At 61.8% G+C, this 21,995-nt stretch carries 18 protein-coding genes; 8 read left to right on the top strand and 10 right to left on the bottom strand.

From position 1 onward, the window contains the following. Positions 1-74: 74 nt before the first annotated feature. The 7 genes from VGD45_RS33680 to VGD45_RS33650 form a co-directional block, all read right to left on the bottom strand. Positions 75-2,924, bottom strand: coding sequence for a TonB-dependent receptor (locus VGD45_RS33680; protein ID WP_331159799.1), 2,850 nt, complete (start codon positions 2,922-2,924; stop codon positions 75-77). 533 nt (positions 2,925-3,457) lie between these two features. Beyond that, a complete protein-coding gene (locus VGD45_RS33675; RefSeq protein WP_331159798.1) occupies positions 3,458-3,832 on the bottom strand; it encodes a cytochrome c family protein in 375 nt (124 codons plus the stop codon). A 12-nt stretch (positions 3,833-3,844) separates the two neighbouring features. Beyond that, a complete protein-coding gene (locus VGD45_RS33670) occupies positions 3,845-5,614 on the bottom strand; it encodes a GMC family oxidoreductase (protein ID WP_331159797.1) in 1,770 nt (589 codons plus the stop codon). Between the two features lie 13 nt (positions 5,615-5,627). Further along, positions 5,628-6,362: a gluconate 2-dehydrogenase subunit 3 family protein gene (locus tag VGD45_RS33665; protein ID WP_331159796.1), complete on the bottom strand. Its 735-nt coding sequence runs from the start codon at positions 6,360-6,362 to the stop codon at positions 5,628-5,630. A 27-nt stretch (positions 6,363-6,389) separates the two neighbouring features. Next, positions 6,390-7,718, bottom strand: a complete 1,329-nt coding sequence (locus VGD45_RS33660) for an MFS transporter (protein WP_331159795.1) — start codon at positions 7,716-7,718, stop codon at positions 6,390-6,392. Further along, entirely contained in the window at positions 7,705-9,099 is a 1,395-nt protein-coding gene (locus VGD45_RS33655) for an amidohydrolase family protein (RefSeq protein ID WP_331159794.1), read from the bottom strand. Before VGD45_RS33655 ends, VGD45_RS33660 begins: the two co-directional genes overlap by 14 nt. Before the next feature lie 165 nt (positions 9,100-9,264). Beyond that, positions 9,265-9,984: a GntR family transcriptional regulator gene (locus VGD45_RS33650; RefSeq protein WP_331159793.1), complete on the bottom strand. Its 720-nt coding sequence runs from the start codon at positions 9,982-9,984 to the stop codon at positions 9,265-9,267. Positions 9,985-10,125: 141 nt separating this feature from the next. Between VGD45_RS33650 and VGD45_RS33645 the strand changes: the two genes are divergently transcribed. Together VGD45_RS33645 and VGD45_RS33640 are read left to right on the top strand one after the other, a co-directional pair. Then, positions 10,126-11,355: an iron-containing alcohol dehydrogenase gene (locus tag VGD45_RS33645; RefSeq protein ID WP_331159792.1), complete on the top strand. Its 1,230-nt coding sequence runs from the start codon at positions 10,126-10,128 to the stop codon at positions 11,353-11,355. A gap of 15 nt (positions 11,356-11,370) precedes the next feature. Beyond that, positions 11,371-12,855, top strand: a complete 1,485-nt coding sequence (locus VGD45_RS33640; protein ID WP_349263416.1) for an NAD-dependent succinate-semialdehyde dehydrogenase — start codon at positions 11,371-11,373, stop codon at positions 12,853-12,855. 48 nt (positions 12,856-12,903) lie between these two features. Here the strand turns inward: VGD45_RS33640 and VGD45_RS33635 are convergent, their stop codons facing one another. The 3 genes from VGD45_RS33635 to VGD45_RS33625 form a co-directional block, all read right to left on the bottom strand. Continuing rightward, positions 12,904-13,686, bottom strand: coding sequence for an enoyl-CoA hydratase (locus VGD45_RS33635; protein ID WP_331159790.1), 783 nt, complete (start codon positions 13,684-13,686; stop codon positions 12,904-12,906). Next, positions 13,679-14,824 carry a CaiB/BaiF CoA transferase family protein gene (locus VGD45_RS33630; RefSeq protein WP_414717627.1) on the bottom strand — a complete coding sequence of 382 codons (1,146 nt, stop codon included), beginning with the start codon at positions 14,822-14,824 and terminating at the stop codon, positions 13,679-13,681. Before VGD45_RS33630 ends, VGD45_RS33635 begins: the two co-directional genes overlap by 8 nt. A 103-nt stretch (positions 14,825-14,927) precedes the next feature. Beyond that, entirely contained in the window at positions 14,928-16,256 is a 1,329-nt protein-coding gene (locus VGD45_RS33625; protein ID WP_331159788.1) for an MFS transporter, read from the bottom strand. A gap of 74 nt (positions 16,257-16,330) precedes the next feature. Here VGD45_RS33625 and VGD45_RS33620 point away from each other — a divergent pair, with 74 nt between their 5' ends. The 6 genes from VGD45_RS33620 to VGD45_RS33595 are packed head-to-tail and all read left to right on the top strand — an operon-like array spanning position 16,331 to position 21,954. Next, complete coding sequence (locus VGD45_RS33620) at positions 16,331-17,248, top strand: cupin domain-containing protein (RefSeq protein ID WP_331159787.1); 918 nt, start codon at positions 16,331-16,333, stop codon at positions 17,246-17,248. Continuing rightward, positions 17,245-19,140: a pyrroloquinoline quinone-dependent dehydrogenase gene (locus VGD45_RS33615; protein ID WP_331159786.1), complete on the top strand. Its 1,896-nt coding sequence runs from the start codon at positions 17,245-17,247 to the stop codon at positions 19,138-19,140. The genes VGD45_RS33620 and VGD45_RS33615 overlap by 4 nt, the downstream gene beginning before the upstream one ends. Before the next feature lie 15 nt (positions 19,141-19,155). Beyond that, positions 19,156-19,485 (top strand): hypothetical protein, encoded by a 330-nt coding sequence (locus tag VGD45_RS33610; protein WP_331159785.1) that lies wholly within the window; start codon positions 19,156-19,158, stop codon positions 19,483-19,485. A gap of 14 nt (positions 19,486-19,499) precedes the next feature. Then, the gene (locus VGD45_RS33605; RefSeq protein WP_331159784.1) at positions 19,500-19,925 is read left to right on the top strand and encodes a hypothetical protein; all 426 of its coding nucleotides are present in this window, start codon (positions 19,500-19,502) and stop codon (positions 19,923-19,925) included. 25 nt (positions 19,926-19,950) lie between these two features. Continuing rightward, a complete protein-coding gene (locus tag VGD45_RS33600; RefSeq protein ID WP_331159783.1) occupies positions 19,951-20,973 on the top strand; it encodes an SMP-30/gluconolactonase/LRE family protein in 1,023 nt (340 codons plus the stop codon). A gap of 30 nt (positions 20,974-21,003) precedes the next feature. After that, a complete protein-coding gene (locus tag VGD45_RS33595; protein WP_331159782.1) occupies positions 21,004-21,954 on the top strand; it encodes a cupin domain-containing protein in 951 nt (316 codons plus the stop codon). The last annotated feature ends 41 nt before the right edge of the window (positions 21,955-21,995 follow it).

Below are 21,995 nucleotides of genomic sequence, written 5' to 3'. Positions count from 1 at the left end.
AACAGCGCGCCGATCTCGACAGAAAAACGGGGAGGCGCCTACGGAGGGGTTGTCGACGCCTCCCCTCATCAACGCTACATCCGGAAACGCGCCCCCAGCGCGTAGCGGCGACCGTAGGCGAACACATCGAGCAGCTGGTTATCGAAGCGACCGTGCGTGCTCATCGTGTCGTTGGTGACATTCAATGCTTCGAAGAACACATTGAGAGACTCGGTGAGCTGATAACTGGTGCTCACGTCGATCTGCAGGCTCGAGTTGACGAAGGTGGGCTCGGCGCCGAACTGAGAGTTGTTCTGGTTCTGGCCGAACTGCAGCAGATACTCGTCGCGCCAGTTGGCCGCGACGCGGACCTCGAAGCCGTTCTTGTCGTAGAAGCCGATGAAGTTGGCCGAGTCCGCGAGGCCGGTGACGGCGAAGCCGCTGGTCGAAATATCGTAACGGTCGTACGGCTTGTCCGTATTCACCAGCGTCACGTTGCCGTTGAAACCGAAGCCGGTATCGCCGAACACGTGCTGCCACGCGAACTCGATGCCGTCGACAGTCGCGTCCGGTCCGTTGACCCGCTGCGACACCGTGTACACGGCGGGCTGGCCGGTGGTCGGATCGATCACATCGTTGATCGTCTGCCGCTGCGTGCCCTGGACGATGAAGTTGGTCACATCCTTGATGAAGTAGTTCAACGAGGCATAGGAGTTGTCCTGGTAGTACCACTCCACCGCGAAGTCGAAGTTATCCGACAGGTACGGCTTCAGCGCAGGGTTGCCGCCCTCCGCGGTGAGCGCGCCTACGCGTGGCAACGCGCCCACGTTCAAAACCGGCGTGAGGAAGTTGATGTCAGGTCGGGTCAAGGTGCGCGAGGCCCCGAAACGCACGTGAACGTCTGGAGTCACCTCCAGCTTCATGTCCAGACTGGGCAGCAGATAGGAATATCTGCTCTTGGTCGTGATCGGCTGCGTCTCCGAATAGGTGGTCGACAGCAACGTCGGATCCGCCGGATTCTGGGTCAGCAGGATCGGCAGGCGACCGACGCCCGAGGATTCAACGTGGGTGCGTTCGTTACGCACGCCGGCGCTGAAATGGAACGGCCTGCCGGCGACATCGACCTCGAAAGAAGCGCGCACGAACGCGGCCCAGGTCTTCTCCTCGATGTTCTGGACGCTGCCGGGATCGAGCGCGAGATCGAGCGACCCGGTGTAGTCGCAGCAGCCATAGTTGTAGCCGGGGATGTTCTGCGCCTGCGGATTACCCAGGCCTTCCAAATATGCATACAACGCGCGTGGGTTGTACATGAGCAGCTGCGACGGCAACGAGCCGGCGCCCGAGAATCCCGGAATGAATCCCGATGTGCCGATCGTGCCCCGATACAGATTCGTGGGCACCACCACGCCCGAGGTGCGGCCGGATGGCGCGCCGTAACCCGACCATGCCTGCCAGAAATTGTTGGCGAAGGTGTTGCGATCCTCGAGCTCGAAGTTGTCGTCGACGTAGGACGTGCCCGCATCGAAGCGCAGGCCTTCCTGCTGCCACGTCGCCGTGATACGCGCCTGCTTCAGCGTATCGGTATTCTCTTCCGACGTGCGCACGAGCACGTGAGAGCCGATCACGGAAGGATCCAGATAGCGGGAAGTGTCGCCATTCGGGCCGTAGGTCGTCAGCTGCGGCAACGTATCGTTGCTGTCGCCTAGCACACGCACACCGAGCGCGGTGCCCAGGTCGCCGCCATAGCCGATGTCGGCGCCGTCGCTGCCCTGACCGTCGGGATTCTGCTCGCTCTTCGCATAGGAGGCGTCGATGTCGAGGCTCAGATTCTCCGAAACGTCGATCTTGAGATTGATGCCCGTCTGGTTGGTCTCGCGCAGCTGTTCTGCGATGCTCGCGTTCAGGTCCATCGGGGTGCCCGACTGGATGAAATCGACCACGGTGCCATTGTCATCGAGCTGCACATTGCGCAGGTCGTTCAATCCGAACCACAGCGCGAAGCCATAGGTCTCGGTCACGATCTTTTGCCGCGAGTAGTTGTCGTCGACCGTGAGGAGCACGTTATCGGAGGGTCGCCATTGCAAGGCGATGCGGCCGTCGATGCGCTCGTCGCTCACCTGTGACTGCTCGGCGCCGTACTGCTGCTGCCACCAGCCCACGAAAGGTTTGGGCGCCTCGGGGCGTAACTCGTCGGCCGTGCAGGCGGCGGTCAGCTGGCACGCCGCAAAGCGGCCGCCTTCCCAACCCGAGACGAACACCCGATTGGTATCGGTGCTGCGGTCCGTGTAGATGGCGTCCACGAGAACGCCTAGCGTGTCGTCGGCGAACGTGTTGCTGAACAGTGCGCCGACCGTCGGTTTCACATCGGATGCTTCATCCTGCATCGACCCTGACACGCTGGTCACAAACCGCGGGCCGGGCTGGTCGAACGGTTTGGGAAACATCACGTTCACGGTGGCGCCGATCGAGCTTGCCGACAATGTGATGTCCGGCGTCTTCATGACGCTCAGCGCACCGACGAAGTCGGCGCCGACGGTGCTGAAATCGACCGAGCGTTCGCCGGAGGCCGTCGAGATGCGTCGGCCGTCATAGAGAGTTTCGTTGAAGTCGCCGCCGAAGCCGCGCACCGTGATGCCCGTCGGCTCGCCGCGCGTGCCCGAGCGTTGAATCGAAACACCGGGCACTCGTTGCAACGAGGCGGCGACGTTCGAGTCCGGAAATTTGCCGATGTCCTCGGAGGAGATCACGTCGACGACGCCGGTCGCCTCGCGCTTCATATCCAGGTTGCGCTGGAGCGATTCCCTGATACCGGTAACAACTACTTCTTCGAGACTACTATCGTTGCCGGCTGCGGACGAACCCTCTTGGGCCTTGGCAGGAAGGGCGCTTGCTAGCGCTACCAAAATTGCACCACGTAAGGCGCCGTTTCTGATGACCGACTGCATCGACGATTCCCCCTTTTGGATTGGCCACCCTTGTAGTTGGGTGTGACTCTACGACGTACTTAATCACCGCGAGACCGCTCGCGTCAATACTCGTACAAATGTTTTTAACGAGGCACGTGACAATCGATCAGAAATATCCACGCACACGCACGTCGTTGCAGTGAATCGATAGAAAGCAATCGCGCGAGATCGAACACGACGATTTGACAAGAAACCATCGAGCGCAGGCCGCGCGCTTTACTCATTGGAGATTGCGAGGTGATAACGCGAAAGAAACATTCATAACGCGCACAACAGGTCGCCGAATGTTTCCGAGACGCAATAACGACAGACCGCTGAAGCTCGAACGAGCCAGCGCGAAATAAGCAAAACGACCTGCTCGATCGCAGGATTCCCGGCGCCTCGCCGGGCAGGCCGATGCGCGGACGTCACATCGACGCCGCCATCGCCAACGATACACCGGCTCACTAATGGAATCTAGATCACCAATGACATGACACCGGTCCCAATGTGCACTCGCACGCAAAAAATTTTCACTCCTGCGTCTGCTGCTTGAGATATGCGATCACGTTATGGAGGTCAGCGTCGCTGCTTATGCCTGGGAACGCCATCTTCGTGCCGGGCAACACCTGGTCCGGGGCCTTCAGGTATCGCAGCAGCGTGGCCTCGTCCCAGGTCAGGCCGGACTTTCGCATCGCTGAAGAGTAGCGATAGCCCGGATAACTTCCAGCGGCTCGTCCGACGACGCCGTTCAACACCGGGCCGACGCTGTTCTGCGCGCCGGCGCCGACGGTGTGACAGGCCGAACACTGCGCGAACACCTTGGCGCCCGCGGCGGCGTCGCCATCGGCTTGGACGGAAGAGACAAATGCCAGCGCGCACAGGCTGGCGATCGCAACTGTTTTCACCTTGGTCCTCTCTCAAACGTTCACGAGGCGCTCCGGCCGCTTCAAGTATTGATCCTTGAGCGTATCGGCGAGCCGATACGCCAATGCGCCGACGGGCCCGGTGGGATTGCGCCCCGCATTTTGCGGAAAGACGCTCGCCCCCACCACGAACACATTGGAAACATCCCAGGACTGCAGGTACTTGTTGACTGCGCTGGTCCGCGGATCGTCGCCGAACACCGTCCCGCCGGTGTTATGCGTGGTCTGATACGGCACGATGGAATAACGCCCGCGGTCGCGCCGACTCAGCACCTGTTCCGCTCCCATTTCCTTTGCGATGGTCGCGCAGATGCCGCGCGCGTACTCCATCTGCCTGAACTCGTTCTCCTGCCAGTCGAACGTGAGCCGCAGCATAGGGCGGCCGAACGAATCGGTATAGGTTGGATCGAGATCCAGATAATTCTGACGATAGGACATGACCGAACCCTGGTTGCCCACGGCAGTCAGACGGTGATATGTCTCGACGACCGCTTTCTTCCAGCCTGCGCCCCAACGGGGCGAGCCGGAAGGAACGGGATGACGTCCGATCGGCGCGCCGCTGTTGCTGCCACTGCTGATTCCTCCACCGCCGATGAAGCCCAGTTTGGCGAAATCCGGATTGTCGCTGTTGAAATCGTCGATCCAGGTGCCCAGCGCGCCGGAGCCCATGAACGGGTTGAAGTAAGTGTCCTTGGGGAACAGCGCGGCCACACCGCCCATGGATTGATAGGCGTAGCTCCGGCCGACGACGCCCGTGTTGCGCTTGAAGTCGTACGGCTTGCCGATCTTCGAATGCAACATCAAGTGCACGTTGCCGAAGACGTACGCGGCGAGGATCACCAAGTCCGCGGGCTGCTCGAACTCGCGGCCACCTGCGTCGAGATAGGTGATGCTCACCGCTCGTTTGCGCCGCGAATCGAGATTCACTTTCATGACATAGGCGTTGGTCCGCGCTTCGAAGTTTGGATTCTTGTAAGCGAGCGGAATCACCGTGAAGTGCGGGCTCGCCTTCGCGTTCGCCTCGCAGCCGTAAGCAGTACACATGCCGCAGTAGTGACACTGACCCAGCGCAACTCCATCGGGGTTCACATAGGGGCGCGAGGCGTTCGAGGCCGGCACCGGAAACGGGTGGTAGCCCAGGTTACGCGCGGCCTTTTCGAACAAGACCATGTTGTGAGACTGGGTGAGCGGCGGATTCGGAAACTCACTCGACCGCGGCGCCTCGAAGATATTGCCGCCGTCGATCTTCTTACCCTGCAGGTTGCCGGCCTTGCCGGACGTGCCGCAGACCTTCTCGAACTTGTCGTAGTAAGGCTCCAGCTCGTGATAATCGACAGGAAAGTCCTGCAAATTCATGTCGGCCGGGATGATGCTCTTGCCGTACTTCGCCACCGTGCCGGAGTACATCTTGTGCTCCCATTCCGTCCACCGCCAATGCAGTCCGGACCAATGCGTGCCGGCGCCGCCGACACCCTCGCCCGGCAGGAACGAGCCGAGCTGACGCATCGGCAACGCGCGCTGCGAAGGGTCGTTGCGAAACGTCATGGTTTCTTTGCGCAAATTCTGGATGAGCTCGTGGCGACGCGAGTAACGCAACTCGTCGTGCACCTGCGGCGCCATGAAGTCCGGATTGGTGGCGCGCGGTCCGCCGCGCTCGAACGCGACGATCTTCAAGCCGGTGGACGCAAGCTCTTTGGCGACGATGCCGCCGGCCCAGCCCAGGCCGACGATCGCGATATCGACGGGTTTCAGTTTAGTGGCCACTCGACCTCCGGAATCAGAGCAAGTCCTGAATGCTCATGGGCTCGCTCATATATTTCTTGTTGCGCCAGGCTTCGATCTTGTCCGCATACATGGCGCCGATGCCCGGAAAGCCGATCATCTTCCAGGACGCCTTGCCCTTGTTGCCGCCATAGAGCGGATCGGCGAAGTAACCCTGCATGGTGAGGTCGTACAACAGATTGAAAAAGATCCCTGTCGGCACCGTGGGCAACTCGATCTCGCGTTTCTCGAGCTGCGTCATCACGGCGATGCGATCTTTGTCGGACAGAGCGTCGAACGGACGCTTGTACTTCTCGCGCAGGTACGCGTTGAGATCGAGAATGCCATTGCGGACGAGCTCGCTCGGCGTCATGCGCAGCTGATAGCCCTGCTCCGGCGTTCCTTCGATGAACGGGCCCTGCAGGTACATGCGATCGCCACGACCGTAGCCCGAGTTCAGCTGTCGATCGATGAACACGGCCACACCCAACTCCAGCGCGCCAGGTCCAACCTCATCGGCGGGAATGAGAGTATCGACGGCCGCTTCGACGAACGCCGCTTCGTCGCCGTTGAAGAATTCGTAGACCGGGACGGGTTCATCGGCGGGGCTCGCGGGTGTATGCGCCGAATGGTTCATCGTCGCCGCGGAACCTTCCGCAGCCGCGCCGCCGAGCGGCAACACGCCAGAGGCAGCACCGGCGCCGAAGAGCTTCAGCCATGCGCGCCGGTTCACCGTCTTTTCTTCACTCATGATCCCCCCAAATCGCCGCCACCGCTGCTATGAAGCGGCGGCGTCCTCATACACGCGTTTCGACGCATCGATTCGCGTGAACAGTATTGCAGCCACCAACGAGTAACCCGCGAGCACGAAGAACGCGGTGGTCCAGCCGCTCGCGGTGACGATATAACCTGTCATGGCCGCTGCAATCGCGGCACCGAGATTGCCAAAGGTGTTCATCACTGCCGACACGGAGCCCGCATAGACTCCGCCGATGTCTAGCGTCACTGCCCAGGAGACGCCGACGGTCAACTCGATGCCGAACACCGCGAGCGCGAAGTAACCCACGCTGACCAGCGGATCGTCGGCGAGACAGGCGAGCGGAATGGTCGCAGCAGCGATCAGAAATCCGGGAATGGCAACGACGCGGCGTGCGAACTTGAGATTGCCCGAGCGCTTCAGTGCGAGATCCGAGAACCAGCCGCCGCAGATGTCGCCGGCAACGCCGGCGAGCAGCGGCAAGCTCGCATAGATGCCCATCTGCTGGAGCTCGAACTGCCGTTCGGCATGCAGATACTTCGGGAACCAGGTGAGAAAGATGCCGATGTCGTAGCCGTAACAGAAATACATCGCTGACAACAGCCACATCTGCGGGCTGCGCAGAATGCTCCGCCACGGAACGATCTTCGAACGGTTCGCGGTGTTGCCCAATGCATTGGCGATCAACTCCCGCTCGGCGGCGTTGACCATCCGATGTTCGTTCGGAGAGTCGCGATAGAACCAGTACCAGACCGCCGCCCACACGATGCCAAGCACCGCAAAGATGTAGAACGGCGCGCGCCATCCGTAATGGGCAATGATGAACACGACCACGACCGGCGTAAGCGCCCCGCCCAGCCGAGAGCCGGCATGCGTGATGCCTTGAGCAAAGCCGCGCTCGGACGGCAGCATCCAGCGAGACAGAGAGCGAGTTGCGATTGGAAACGCGCCCGCTTCTCCCATGCCGAACAGAAAACGACAGACGATCATCGAGGTGGCCGACCAGGTCAGCGCCGTGGCCGCGGTGAACGCGGACCACCACGCAACGATGGCTGGCAACGCGCGTCGCGGACCGAAGCGATCGCCGAGCCAACCGCCTGGGATCTGAAATAGCGCGTACGACAACTGATACGCGCCGAGAATCCATCCCATCGTGACGATGGAGAAACCGAATTCTTCCTGAATCGAAGGCACCGCGGCCGAGATCACTACTCGATCGATGTAAGTGATCATGTAGGCAACGACGGTGAGCCACAGCACAGTGTGGCGAACGCGCGTAGGTGCGACCACCCCGGCGTGATCCATCGCCGGCGCCACCGATTTCACAACGACCGCATCACCGTTCGCCATGCGCGCCGCCCTCGGTTCCGCCCTTGCATCCGTTCGCGGCACGCCCGGTGCACACCGACCAGATGGTGGGCACGGGCTTGCCTGCTACGTAAACCGAGTGGAGCGTTCTCGTATTGCGAATGTCACGGGTCGGATCGGCATCGAGCACCACCAGATCGGCCGTCTTGCCCGGCTCGATCGTTCCCAAATCCTTGGCGCCAATCAGCCGAGCGTTGGCGCCCGTCGCTGCGGTCAGCGCCTGCAACGGCGTCAGCCCCGCTTGCACCATCAGCTGCAGTTCCCAATGAAGGAAATAACCGGAGAAACGGCCCGACGGTCCGCTATCGGTGCCCACGCCATAGCGCACGCCGGCTTCGATCTCACGACGAGTGTTTTTCAGGGCTGTATCGAGCACGCCTTGGTACTGACCGAAGTGCTTGCCCGCGGCGAGCTTCTGCTGACGCTCGGAACTGGCAAGCGTTGCTAATGCGGCCGGCGTGATCGAGCGATTAAAGAATGGATCGTCGAGGAATGGCAGCTTCGTATAGGTGAACGAGGCTTCGCGGCTCAGCGTCGCCGCCACTTGCGCGACATTGCGTCGCTTCATTTCATCCAGCAGCTGTTGATCGACGGGTAAGTCGCGCACGCTGTGCGCGAAGCCATCGACGCCCTGCGACGCCAAAGTCTTCGCGTTATCCAGATAGAAGATATGAGCGAGCGCGCGCAGGCCGTGCTTGTGCGCCTGGTCGATGATCGCTTTGCTGATCTCCGGCGGCATGCGCGAGGGCAGATCCCCAAACTCGTCGTCGACCCACAACTTGATAAAGTCGACGCCCTTGGCGGCTTGCTCGTCCACCGCCTGGCGCGCCTCGGCGACGTTCGCCACGGGACGATTGAGGCCGGCCACGCCGCCGTAAGATCCTTTGAACACCAATCCCTGGCCGGAGGTGTACACGCGCGCCATGTCGGGCTGCGGCGCTTTGCGCTGATCGGCGCGAATGCCAAAGATTGCATCCGTGTCTGTGCCGAGCACTTGCACGGCAGTCACACCGTACGCTGCGTAGATACGCAGTTGCTGTTCCACCAAGTCACGCGAATAGAACTTGATGTCCTGAGCGAGGTCGTTGACCAGCCCGAGGTGCACGTGACTATCGATGAGGCCCGGCATCACGAACTTGCCGGACAGATCGATCACCGTAGCGCCGGCGGGAAGTTTCAAATTGGAGCGCGGCCCAACCCACGAGATCCGGCCATCGTCGACGATCAATGCGGAGCCGGATGCCGGAGCTCGTCCGGTACCATCTATAAGAGTGAAGTTCGTGAGCACTGTGGTGGCGGCATGCGCCACGGACAGCGCCGCCAACCCGAGCCATGCGGCGACGATACGGACTGATAGCTGCACTCATCCCCCCTCTGGCACCCGGGTTCATGCTCTACGGCACCGGCTTGCCTATATCCTATATCATATAGCCATCTTTGCGGTGAAGTGGCCAAATGTCAAATGATATCGGTAACAAATCTGGAGCGGCGGCGCCAGACGGGTTCGTAGGACGCAAGCGAGGAAGGATCAGTCCCGCGTGTACTTCACGAGCCGCTGATAGGACTTCTCGAGATGAGCGCGCATGGCGGCCGCGGCCTTGTCCGGATCGCGCTGCTGCAGGGCCTTGGTCACCAGCGTGTGTTCGGTGACGGCCTCGTTGGTCACTTCCCGATGAAAGCGCAGCCGGAAGATATGCAGGTGGATGTGCAAACGACTGAGCGACTCGACGATCAGATCGTTACCGCTGCCGCGCGCAATCTGTTCGTGAAATTCGGCGTCCTGATCGGCGAATCGATCGTAGAGCGCACGCGACTGTGCAGCCTGGTCGGGATTCATTTCCAGCGCGAGTCCGCACAGATCGACCAGCGATTTATCGCTCATCCGCTCGGCTGCGCAGCGCGCGGCGTAGGGCTCGATGAGCAGCCGAATCTCGAACAGTTCCTCGAATTGTTTGCGATTCAGAGTCGGCGCCGTGCAGTACCCGATGAAGCGTTGTTTGCTCACCAGGCCGTTCGCCTCGAGCATGCTGAGCGCTTCGCGGATCGGCGTCTGCGAAATACCGAACTCGCGCGCCAGGCTGTCCACCGAGATGCGTGTGTTCGGTGGAATCTTCAGCGACATGATGTCTTCACGGATGCGGGCATACGCATCCTCGACGAAGCCCGAGGCTCGCTTGATCTGACGGGAGCTGTCCGGCGAAGGCGCCGCTACCGCTGTCACTCGAGGGCTCTTGGGGTCGATGCTCATAAGGATTTTTCGGTCCCGCGTCGCTGATCAACGTTGATGACACCTATTGTCTGCCAGCGTGCGTGGCAATTCTATCATATATGATATAGGATGATTGACAGCGTAGGTCGGCAGCCCGCCGACCCTGACAGAGAGACGTCTATGAGCCTATTTGGCGCCATGCGGCTGCCTCGCTCCGTACTTTTCGGTTCCGGCCAGCGCCGTGCGCTGCCTGCAGTGGCCGAGCAATTCGGCCGACGCGTCTTGATTTGCACCGACCCGAGACTGGGCTCGGACGCCGAGATCACAGGCATCCTCGCCGAATTCGAGCGTCGGGGAATCGCCGCGCTCGTCTACGATCAGACGCGCGCCGATCTGCCCATCGAATCCATCATGGACTGCGTGCGCACGGCGGCGAGCTTCACGCCGGAAGTCATCATCGGCATCGGCGGCGGCAGCTGTATGGATATGGCCAAGGCCGTTGCGGTGCTGCTCACGCATGGAGGCGAGCCCTCTTCCTACTACGGCGAATACAAAGTTCCTGGACCGGTCATCCCGCTGATCGCCGTGCCAACGACCGCCGGCACTGGCTCTGAAGTCACGCCGGTGGCTGTCGTCGCCGATACAGCGAAGAACATGAAGATCGGTATCGCCAGTCCTCACATCATTCCTCAATTCGCGGTGTGCGACCCGGAGCTGACGTTGAGCTGCCCTCCCCGATTGACGGCGTGCTCGGGCGGCGACGCACTCACGCACGCGATCGAATCCTTCACGGCGCTGCCGCGTCCACCGAGCGCCGATCTGACTTTGCAGCACGTGTTCATCGGTAAGAACGCGCTCTCGGATCATTTCGCGCTGCTCGCGATCGCTTCGATCTGGAACAGCCTCTACCCTGCCTATATCAACGGCAACGATCTGCAGGCGCGCGAGAATCTCATGATGGGCTCGCTTGCGGCGGGCTGCGCATTTGGAACGGCGGGCACCGCCGCCGCGCACGCGATCCAGTATCCCGTTGGAAACGCCACCCATACGGCCCACGGAGACGGCGTCGCTTCCTTGTTGCCGTACGTGATGGAGTTCAATCGACCCGCGTGCGTCGAGAGCTTCGCGCAGATCGCACGCATGTTGCGACTGGGCGATGGCAGCAGCAGTAACGAAGATTTGTCGCGCATTCTCATCGACGAAGTGGCGCGGCTGCTCGGCTCCGTCGGCATCCCCCGCACGTTGAAAGATCTGGGACTGGCCGCTGACCAGCAGCAATGGACCGCCGAGAGCGCGATCTCGATTCAGCGCCTGGTCAAGAACAATCCGCGACCGCTGGATCTGCGCGCGATGCAGGCCATCACTGCCGCGGCTTATTCCGGCGATCGAGCCGCACTCCGCAACGCCTGATCCAATCCGATGTCTATGAAGTCCTCGAACAATTATCTGCTGCCCGCTTCCTCTGCACAGCCTCAACGCGCGATTCCTACGGATCTGTTGATCGGCGAGCACTGGCGCGCAGGCGCCGAAGGCCGACGCATCGATGTGATCAATCCTTCGACCGGAGAGCTCCTCACCTCCGTCGCGGATGCGACGGTCAAGGATGGGATTCAGTCGATCGACGCCGCAGCCCGGGCCGCCGCCGGATGGGCCGCTACGCCGCCCAGAAAGCGAGCCGAGCTGCTGCGCACCTGCTTCGAGCGAATGGTCGCCAACAGCGAGTGGCTGGCGCAGTTGATCTCGCTGGAGAACGGCAAGGCGCTGGCCGATGCCAAGAGCGAAGTGCTGTATGCGGCCGAGTTCTTCCGCTGGTATGCGGAGGAAGCCGTCCGCCTGGAAGGCGAAGTCAGCGTGGCGCCGAGCGGCGCCAACCGCATCGTCGTGATGTATCAGCCGATCGGCATATCGCTGCTGATCACGCCCTGGAATTTCCCGGCGGCGATGGCCACGCGCAAGATCGCTCCCGCACTGGCCGCAGGCTGCACCTGCATTCTCAAGCCCGCCGAAGAAACACCGCTCACCGCTTACGCCGTCGCGCAGATCATGCTGGAAGCCGGCATTCCTCCGGGCGTCGTGAATGTGATCACGACCGGAGATCCGGCCGCCGTGGTGAAAGCCATGCTGCACGAGGGCCGCATCCGGAAACTCTCATTCACCGGTTCGACCGAAGTGGGCCGGCTGCTGCTGCGTGAAGCCGCCGATACCGTCATCAACTCCTCGATGGAGCTCGGTGGCAACGCGCCCTTCCTGGTGCTCGACGATGCGAACATCGAAGAGGCAGTCGCGGGCGCAATGATCGCGAAGATGCGCAACGGCGGCGAAGCCTGTACCGCGGCGAATCGTTTCTATGTGCAACGTGGCGTATACGAGGAATTCACCAAGCAGCTCGTCGCCAGAATGGGGGCCGTGAAGCTCGGTGAAGGCTGCTCGCCCGACACTGGCTGCGGGGCTCTCATCAATCGTGCAGCGGTAGCAAAGATCGAATCGCTCGTGGCGGATGCCGTGAAGCGAGGCGCTCGCGTACTGTTGGGCGGCTCCGCGCCGACGCGCCCGGGCTTCTTCTACCCGCCGACCGTCCTGGCAGACGTCCCGGCGGGCGCCGAGATTTTGAAACAGGAGATCTTCGGGCCGGTCGCCGCGCTCGTTCCCTTCGATTCAGTCGATGAGGCGATCGCGCTCGCGAACGATACCGAGTACGGGCTCGTCGCCTACATCTATACGGGCGATCTCAAAACCGGTTTGCGCGTTTCGGAGCGGCTCGAGAGCGGCATGATCGCCCTGAATCGCGGGCTCGTGTCCGACGCCGCGGCGCCCTTCGGCGGCGTCAAACAGAGCGGCCTGGGGCGCGAAGGATCACATCACGGCATTCGCGAGTTCACGGAAGCGAAGTACATCGCCGTCGAGTGGTAATCGAAGTGGCGGCCACGTCCGATGGTCGTGGCCGCCCTCACCGACGCTTCAACTGCCGCTCCATTGCGGCACGGCCTTGGTCTTCGCGAGGAAGTTTTGCACGCCTCGCTTGAAGTCCTCACTGCCATAGACCTGCTCGATCAAGTCATCGACGTTCGGCAGATTTGCGTAGCTCAACCGACGGATCATTTCTTTGCTGGCGCGCGTCGTGAGCGGCGCGTTTGCAGCCGCGCGCTCGCACAGTGCATTCACCGCCGCGTCCAGCCCCGCTGACTCGACCACGCTGTACAGCACTCCCCTGGTCATCATCTCCTGTGCGGAGATGACTTCCCCCAACAACAGCATCCGCTTAGCCGTCGTGACGCCGATCGCGCCAGCGATGCGGGCGCAACTGCTCATCGACAGGCAATTGCCGATGGTGCGACCCAATGGCGAGGCGAAGCGCGCATCGGGGGTGGCAATGCGAAAGTCGGCGGCGCTGAAAATATTGAGACCGCCGCCCACGGCCCAGCCCTCGATGATCGCAATGGTGGTCACGGGCAACGCATCGACGGCGGCCATGCACTCATCGATGTGTCGTTCATAGGCAATGCCGTCGCGACCCGAAGTGAAGCCGACGAAGCCGCTGATATCCGTGCCGGATATGAACGCCTTGCCGCCCACGCCCCGGAATGTCACCACGCGCACGCTCGCATCCTGCGCGATTTGTCTGCAGATATCGCGGAGGTCGCACCACATCTGGTGCGTCAGCGCGTTGTGCGCAGATGGGTTGTCGAACCGGATCTGCGCGACGGCGTCGCGCTTTTCGTAGACCAGCTTGCCTTCACTCATGCCCGACGGCCCGTTGTCCTGAGGAGGTTAGCAAACCTTTCTCGATCAGTTCGCGACGAATCTCCTCGCCGTGCTGATCGAGCAAGGGCGGCGCATGGCGCACCCGCTGCGGCGTGCCGCGCATCTTGACCGGAAATCCCAACGCTCGGAACGAGCCTTCGACCGGATGTGGAATATTCATCACCATCTCGCGTGCAGCCACGTGATCGGTCGCGAGCGCCTGTTCGTAGTTGTAGATCGGGCCCGCCGGAACGCCGGCCGCCAACAACGCCTCGACCCATTCGTGCACGGTGCGCTTGGCTAATGTCGGCTGCAGTTCCTCGATCAACTCGATCCGATTGGCGACCCGCAATGCGTTGGTGGCAAAGCGCGGATCCGCATTCAGTTCGGGTCTCTGCACCACTTCGAGGAAAGTAAGCCACAGCTTCTGATTCGCAGCGCCGATGACGAAATAGCCGTCGGAGGCACGTACGGCCTGATAAGGGGCGGACATGCGATTCGCACTGCCGATCGGCTGCGGAGATTTGCCCGTGCCCCACAACTCAGTGGTCTCCCACACCGACAATCCGAGCGCGGCTTCCAGCAGAGAGGCGTCGATGAACTGACCACGGCCGGATTTCTCTCGACCCATCAGCGCGCTCAGAATGCCGTATGTAGCAAACAAACCTGCACCGAGGTCCGCGACCGGAATGCCGTTCTTGACCGGCTCGTAGCCGGGCAATCCCGTGGCGCTCAACGCTCCGGACATCGCTTGCGCAATGAGATCGAAACCCGGACGTTGCGCCCAGGGACCGGTCTGACCGAACCCCGAAATGCTCGCGTAGACCAGTCGCGGATTGATGGCCGACAGCGTCTCGTAATCCATGGCGAGGCGAGCGGCGACGCCCGGGCGTGCGTTCTCCACCAAGACGTCCGCGGTTTTCACCAGCGCATAGAGCACATCGCGGTCTTCGGGATTCTTCAAATCGAGCGCGATGCTCCGCTTGTTCCGATTCAACGCGAGGAAGCCGGGACTGTCCTCGCCTTTCAAGCGGAAGCCCATCGAGTGGCGCGTGGAATCGCCCAGCTTCGGCGGCTCGATCTTGATCACATCCGCGCCCATGTCGCCCAACAACATGCAGCAGAATGGCCCGGCCATGACCTGCGTGATGTCCAGCACACGGATGCCCGCCAATGGCAGGCTCGCGTTGTCGTTCGGAGTCGATGTATCCACTATCCCCTCATTCTGCAACGATGTTCATCTATGACGCCGATCGCGACAGGCGCCGTTCTTCGAGCGTCCGTGTCGGATCGACCAGCAGCCAGGCCAAGGCGCCCACGACCGCAAGCGCCGCGGCCACGAAGAACGCGGATTTCCAGCCGAGCTCGGCGGCAATCCAGGGCGTCAGCGAAGCCGTGATCGCGCCTCCCACCTGACAGCCCATGTTCATCACGCCGGAGACGACGCCCGCATGCGGGCCGGCGAAGTCTGCGGTGACCGACCAGTATGCGCTCTGCGAAAGATAGATGGCCCCTGCTCCGCCAGCCAGCACCAGTGTCGCCACCGCGGCGCTGTCGGCGATCGATCCGAAAACCAGAAAGATCGCGGTCAACAGCAACGCGATCACCGGCAGCCCGCAGCGCCCCAGTCGCAACCCGTAGCGCTTGACGATGGCATCGTTGATGACTCCGCCGAGCAGACAGCAGATCGTCATGGCGATGAACGGCAGCATGCTGTAAAGCGCGCTGGTCTTGAGATTCAAGCCGCGCACCTCCGCGAGATAAATAAAGAACCAGCTGAAGAAAATCCACACCACGTAGCCGAATGTGAAATAGCTGACAGTGAGCGCCCACACGTCCCGGTTCGAAAAGATTCGCCGCCACGGAATGGGCGGTCGAGCCGCGGGCGTGGAAGAGTCAATGCCCGCTTGAATGTACTCGAGCTCTGCGTCCGACACGTGCGGATGTTCGTCCGGACGATCGCGGGCAGCGATGTACCAGATCAAGCCCGCGATACATCCGACAACGGCGCAGAACCAGAACGACGCGCGCCAGCCGTACGACTCGATGATGGCATTTAATATGGGAGGCGTGAGACCGGCGCCCGCGCCGACGCCAGCGAAGATCCAACCATTGGCTTTGCCGCGCTCCTGCACGGGGACCCAGCGGGCCACGAACTGATTGGCAGCCGGATACACCACCGATTCGCCGATGCCCAATCCCAATCGCACCAGGATCAGTGCGATCAATGCATGGCTTGCCGCGGGCGAAACAATCGCGGTCAGCGCGGTGAACACGCCCCACCACAGAACCCCCAATGTCAGGATGTTTCTCGGCCCCAGGCGCACGGCGAGCCAGCCGGCCGGAATCTGAAATCCCGCATATCCAATCAGAAAGGCGCTGAACACCCAACCCAACTGGATCTGGGTTAACCCGTATTCCTGCGCGAGCCCGACGCCGGCGATGGAAATGTTGGTGCGGTCGAGAAAGGCGACCGTACTCAGCAGAAACAGCAAAAACACTAAAAAGAAGCGGACCGGGACCACGCCGGGGCGAACGGATTGTCGGACTTTTGTTGCCGTGGCTGTCATATCGTATATGCTATCGGATATGGTATTGGACAACAACGCCGCGGACGCAGATCTGCGGCTTAGGGGGAAGAGCCGTGATCAGCCGGGCCTTCATTGCATCCATCCTAGTGTCCGCCGCAACGGTTGCGGCCGACACGTCGCGGCCGCCACCCAGCACTGCGTTGGAACAGCGGATTGCGCATACGGACCCTGCAAGTTTCCGCTCTTTGAACGGAGTGCACGGCGGCGCCGGCTCGATGCAGTTCGGCGTGCTACTCGGGAACACCGCGCTCGCCACCAATTTCATCTTTCTCCATCGCGGCGTGATCCAGCCACGCAGCGGCATCGGCCAGCACTTCCATAACTACTGCGAGGAGATGTTCGTCATCCTCGATGGCGAGGCCGAGTTCACCATCGACGGGCGCACTTCCCTGCTCAAAGCTCCGGCCGGCGCGCCGAATCGGCAGGGGCACTCGCACGCGATCTACAACCCCACCGATCGACCGGTGCAGTGGCTGAATATCAACGTAGGCACTTCGAAGACCTACGACGCATTCGATCTCGGCGACGCTCGTGTCGGCGTCCCGCTCGATAAGGTGCCACAGTTCATCTCGATGCGGCTCGATCGCGAGTTGCTGAAGCCTGTAGAGGCGATGAATGGCGGCAAAGGGCGCGTGCAGTATCGGCGCGTGCTCGAGCCCAGCGTGTTCTTCACGACCTGGTCTTACGTCGATCATCTGCTCCTTCCTCCGGGCACCAGCGTCGGGCCCGAGCGCCTGACGGATATGAGCGAGGTTCATTACGTGATCGCCGGCGCCGGCACAGTAAACATAGGTGCCGAGCGCGCGAACATTCGCAGTGGCGACGCCATCCCCGTCGACCTCGACCAGACGAAATCCTTCAGCAATGAAACCGCCGCTCCTCTGGAGCTGATGATCGTCGGCGTTGCGCGCGACATGGCCGCAAAGACAGCCCTGCTCCAGCAGCCCCGCCCCCCTCGGAAGCAACAATGAAGCGAACGATCGCCATCACTACCCTTGGTCTTCTGGTGACTGCGTGCACGAGCACGCCCGTCTCGGTCGACTGGCCGACTTATCACCGCGATGCCGGCGGCACCCGCTTCTCGCCTCTCGATCAACTCACGCCGGCCAACGTCTCGAAGCTGCAGCCTGCCTGGACGTACCACATGCGCCCGCAAAGCGCGACGCCCGCGCCGCCTTCCAGCGATGTCGACGAGGAAATACCGATCCGGCGTAGCCGTTTCATTCCCTCCGAGGCAACACCGCTGGTCGTGAACGGACGAATGTTTGTATCGACGCCCTATGGACGGGTCGTCGCGCTGGATCCGGACGATGGTCGCGAGCTGTGGGTGTACGAACTGCCCAATCACGACCAGCCCTCCACGCGCGGTGTCGAATATTGGCCTGGCATCGACGATGCAGAACCCGCGATCTTCTTCGGTACGCGCAGCGGGAAGCTCATCGGACTGTCCGCCGCCACGGGCAAGCCCATCGCGAGCTTCGGCAACGGCGGCATCGTCGACATGAAGACGCCCGAGGTGATGAACGGCAATCCGCGTGCGCCGTTGGGCATGAGCTCGCCGCCTCTTACTTATAAGAATCTCATCATCACAGGATCGCGTGTCCAGGAAACGCCAACCCTGGGTGCGGCAGGCGACGTGCGTGCATGGGATGCGCGCACCGGGCAGCTCGTGTGGACCTTCCACACAGTGCCGCGTCCCGGTGAATTCGGTCACGACACTTGGGAAGGCGACAGTTGGAAACATCGTTCCGGCGTGAACGTGTGGACGTCGCTCGTACTGGATGCCGAGCGCGGCATCGTCTATCTGCCCGTCGGCGCACCGGCCTTCGACCGCTGGGGCGGCGATCGCAAAGGCGCCAATCTCTTCAGTAATTCCATCGTCGCCGTCGAGGCGACCACCGGCAAATATCTCTGGCACTTCCAGACGGTGCATCACGATATCTGGGATCTCGATCTGCCCTCCGCCACGCTCGTGGACGTGAAGAGGAATGGCAAGACCATTCCCGCCATCGCCGTCATGAACAAGACCGCGATGCTGTTCCTGCTCAATCGCCTCACGGGCGAGCCGCTTTACGAAGTCAAAGAAGTGCCGGTGCCGACCGAGACGGACATTCCCGATGAAAAACCGTGGCCCACGCAACCGATGCCTGTTGCGCCTCCACCGCTTGCGCGCCTGGAGTTCAAGATGTCCGATCTTGCAGATCTCACTCCGGAACACCGTGCGTTCTGCGAACAACTGATCCGCGAGAAAAACATCGTCGAGAGCCGCCCGTTCCAGCCGCTTCGCGGCGACTCCGCGGTTGCGAGCTTCCCCGGCAGCCTCGGCGGCATCGATTGGGGTGGCGGCGCATTCGATCCCAAGCTCGGGCTTTTCATCGTGAACATCAACGAGCTCGCAAGCCATCAGCAACTCGCGAAGCGGCCGGACGGATCGTGGGGATTGAAGGACGGCTACGTCTATTTCTGGAACCACGAAACGCGTCTGCCCTGTCAGCAGCCGCCCTGGGGAAGCCTGGTCGCCGTCGACGTCAACACTGGAAAGATCGCATGGCGTTCGACCTTGGGTGTTAGCGATAACCTGCCCGCGCATCTCCAGAACACCGGCCGGATCAGCGCGGGCGGGCCGATCCTCACCGCCAGCGGAGTGACCTTCATCGGCGCAACGGACGACAACCGCATTCGCGCCTTCGACACGCGCACGGGCGCCGAGTTGTGGAGCTTCAAGCTGCCGGCCTCGATCTATGGCACACCCATCACCTATCGCGGCAAGAGCGGCAAGCAGTTTGTCGCCGCGGTTAACACCGGCGGGTTTGCGGGCAGTCCGGTCGAGAGCGACACGGTCACCGCGTTCTCGCTGCCCTGACAAAGCAGGTCGCACATGTCTCGTTGGACAACACACGCAACACTCTTCGTCGGACTGTCGATCCTGGCGAGCGTGCCCCTCTTCGCTCAACAAGCGTCGGAGGAGCCACCCGCGGGGCCCGGCCTCGAGCTCATTCAGCGCAGCTGTGTGAGCTGCCACGACATCTACATGATCACCACCAAGCGCAAGACGCCAGAGCAGTGGGCGGAGGTCATGGATCTGATGGCCGCTCGCGGCGCCGAAGTGACGCCGGACGAGATGCAGATCATCGCGGAGTATCTCTCACAGAACTTCTCACCGAGCGGCGCTAGGGCCGCCCAACAACAATCCGCATCCAAGCATTGAATCGAGGAACACCCATGAACAGACGACGTTGGTTGCAATCGCTCGCGTGGTTCACCGCTGGCGGCGCCGTAGCTGCCACTCCAATCGCTCGCTCGGCGGGCGCTGCGCGCGACGCCACGAAGCCCATCGTTCTCTACTGCGATCTCGCCGTGGATCCCGCTCGCGAGCAGGAAATGCTCGATGCCTATCGCAACCATTTCAAGCCCGTCGCACAGAAGCATCGCGGCTACATCGATCTGAAGATGCTCAAACTGCGCCAGGTGATTCAGGGCGGGCCCGCGCCGGCGAAGAGCGTCAACTACCGATTCCAGTTGACTTACGAAAGCGAAGAGCTGCGCCAGAAATGGATCGCCTCGGCAGACCACGCGAAGTACTGGCCCATGATCGAGAACACTGTTACCGACAAAGGCTACCTGGTGCTGCTCACCGACGCCGTTTAACCGTTGCGAAGATCAGGGGGATCGCATGAGAAACATAATGAACCTGGCTCGTCGCGCCCGGCAGACGATGCTGATGGGCGTGGCAGGCATCGCTACGGCGAGCGCCGCAACCTCGGATGGCCCCGCCACTCGCGTCGAGCGCCTCGATCCAGCGCTCGACGCAATCATCGCGCCGGGGACAGCAATCGAACGCGTCGCGACTGGTTTCAAGTTCACTGAAGGCCCGATGTGGCGCGAAGGCCGTCTTTGGTTTTCGGATCTGCGCGACAACAAAGTGTTCGCGGTGAGCCCCAACGGGAAAGTGGAGTTGCTGATCGAGCGCGCCGGCGGTCTCGATCCCTTTCCTGTCGATTCGTATCTCGGATCCAACGCGATGGCCACCGACAAGGACGGCTCGGTGCTGTTGGTTCAGCAAGGGGGACGTAAGATCGTCCGTCTCGATGCGCGGCTCCAGCCGACCACGGTACTGGATCGCTACCAAGGCAAGAAGTTGAACAGCCCGAACGATCTGGTGTTTGCGCCGGATGGCTCACTGTGGTTCACCGATCCACCGTTCGGCCTGCGCGGCATGGACAAGGATCCTGCGAAGGAACTGTCGTTCAACGGGGTGTATCGCTACGCCGACGGCAAGCTGCACGCGGCGATCAAGGACCTGACGCTGCCAAACGGCCTCGCCTTCTCACCGGATGGCAAGACGTTGTACGTCGCAAATTTTGGACCGGAGCGATTCGTGAAGGCTTACGACATCGGAGCCGATGGCGCGGTCGGTAACGCTCGCATGTTGATTCAGTACGGCGCAGACGAGAAGAGAACCGGCGGGCCGGACGGCATCAAGGTGGACAGCGCAGGAAACATTTGGACCACCGGCCCCGGCGGCATTCGCATCGTCACGCCACGAGGCAAAGTGCTGGGACAGTTGGTGCTCCCTGAAGTGGCCGCGAACTTGGCATTCGCGGAGCAAGGCAAAGTCGCCTACATCACCGCCACCTCGAGCATCTACAAGATCGCTCTGCGCACGGCCGGGACGATGCCGCTCTACCAACGCTGAGCTCGATAGACACGCATTACGGAGACGCCGATGAGAACGTTCGACCGGTCGATGATCCAGCAGCTTACGTGCGCGCTGGCCGGATCGCTGATGTACGCGAGCGGCGCGCTCGCCCAACAGACCTCGCCACCGCAGAGGCCACAACCCATCGTGGCCTGGTCGGCGCAGCCAGTGCAGGCAACCGCCTGGATCGCTCCTAACAAGCCGCATTGGAAACTTTCCGAGGTGCTCGCGAAACATTCGGGCCAGCGCAGCTGGCAGGAGGACATCGTCAGCGACCGCGATTTCGTGGCTCGCTACATTTCCATGGCGCCCGGAGAAAAAACCAAGCGGCAATTCTTTGCCGACGACCGGGTTTTCTGGAGAGTGCAATCGGGTCGCATGCGCGTGAGCATCGATGGACAGGAACCCTTCGACGCGACGCCGGGCTTCATGGTGCAAGTGCCCTATCGCACGCCCTACAGCATCGAAACGCTGGGCTCCGAGCCTTCGCTGCGCTTCGAAGTCATCGGCGCGCAGGCGGTGCCGCTCTACCCCATCGATGAAACGCCGACGCCGCTCGAAGGCAAGAAATATGTGAAGGTGAGCTACACCGGCCGCGGCGCTTACGACGACATCAACAAGCCTTATCTCGATTTCAACAAAGCGGTCGTCGAGGCCAACGGACGCGGCGGCCCCTTCGTCAAGGACGACAAGACTTTCGCCAACATGATCCGCGGTCCGGGCAAGGCGCCGCCGCCGCCCACCGACCTCGGCCACTTTCACGTCGGCTACTCCGAATTCTGGCTCGTCCTGGAAGGCAAGATCGACTACCTGATCGAAGGCGTTCCTTTGTTCACCGCCGAGCCCGGCGACGTGGTCTACGCGCCGCAGGGCCGTTGGCATCGAGCCAGCTTTGGCGGCAACGGCATGGCCACTCGCCTCGCCATCAATCCGCGCCCTGACGGCATGCATAACTTCCAACCGCCGGAGGCCCACTGAGCCTCGTGCTCACACCGACCGGAAAAAAGTTCGTTTGATAG

Origin of the sequence: Steroidobacter sp. (assembly GCF_036402275.1) — a bacterium.
Classification (GTDB): Bacteria; Pseudomonadota; Gammaproteobacteria; order Steroidobacterales; family Steroidobacteraceae; genus Steroidobacter.
The sequence above is the reverse complement of the archived record's forward strand: the minus strand, read 5'-3'. Positions and strand labels throughout refer to the sequence as shown.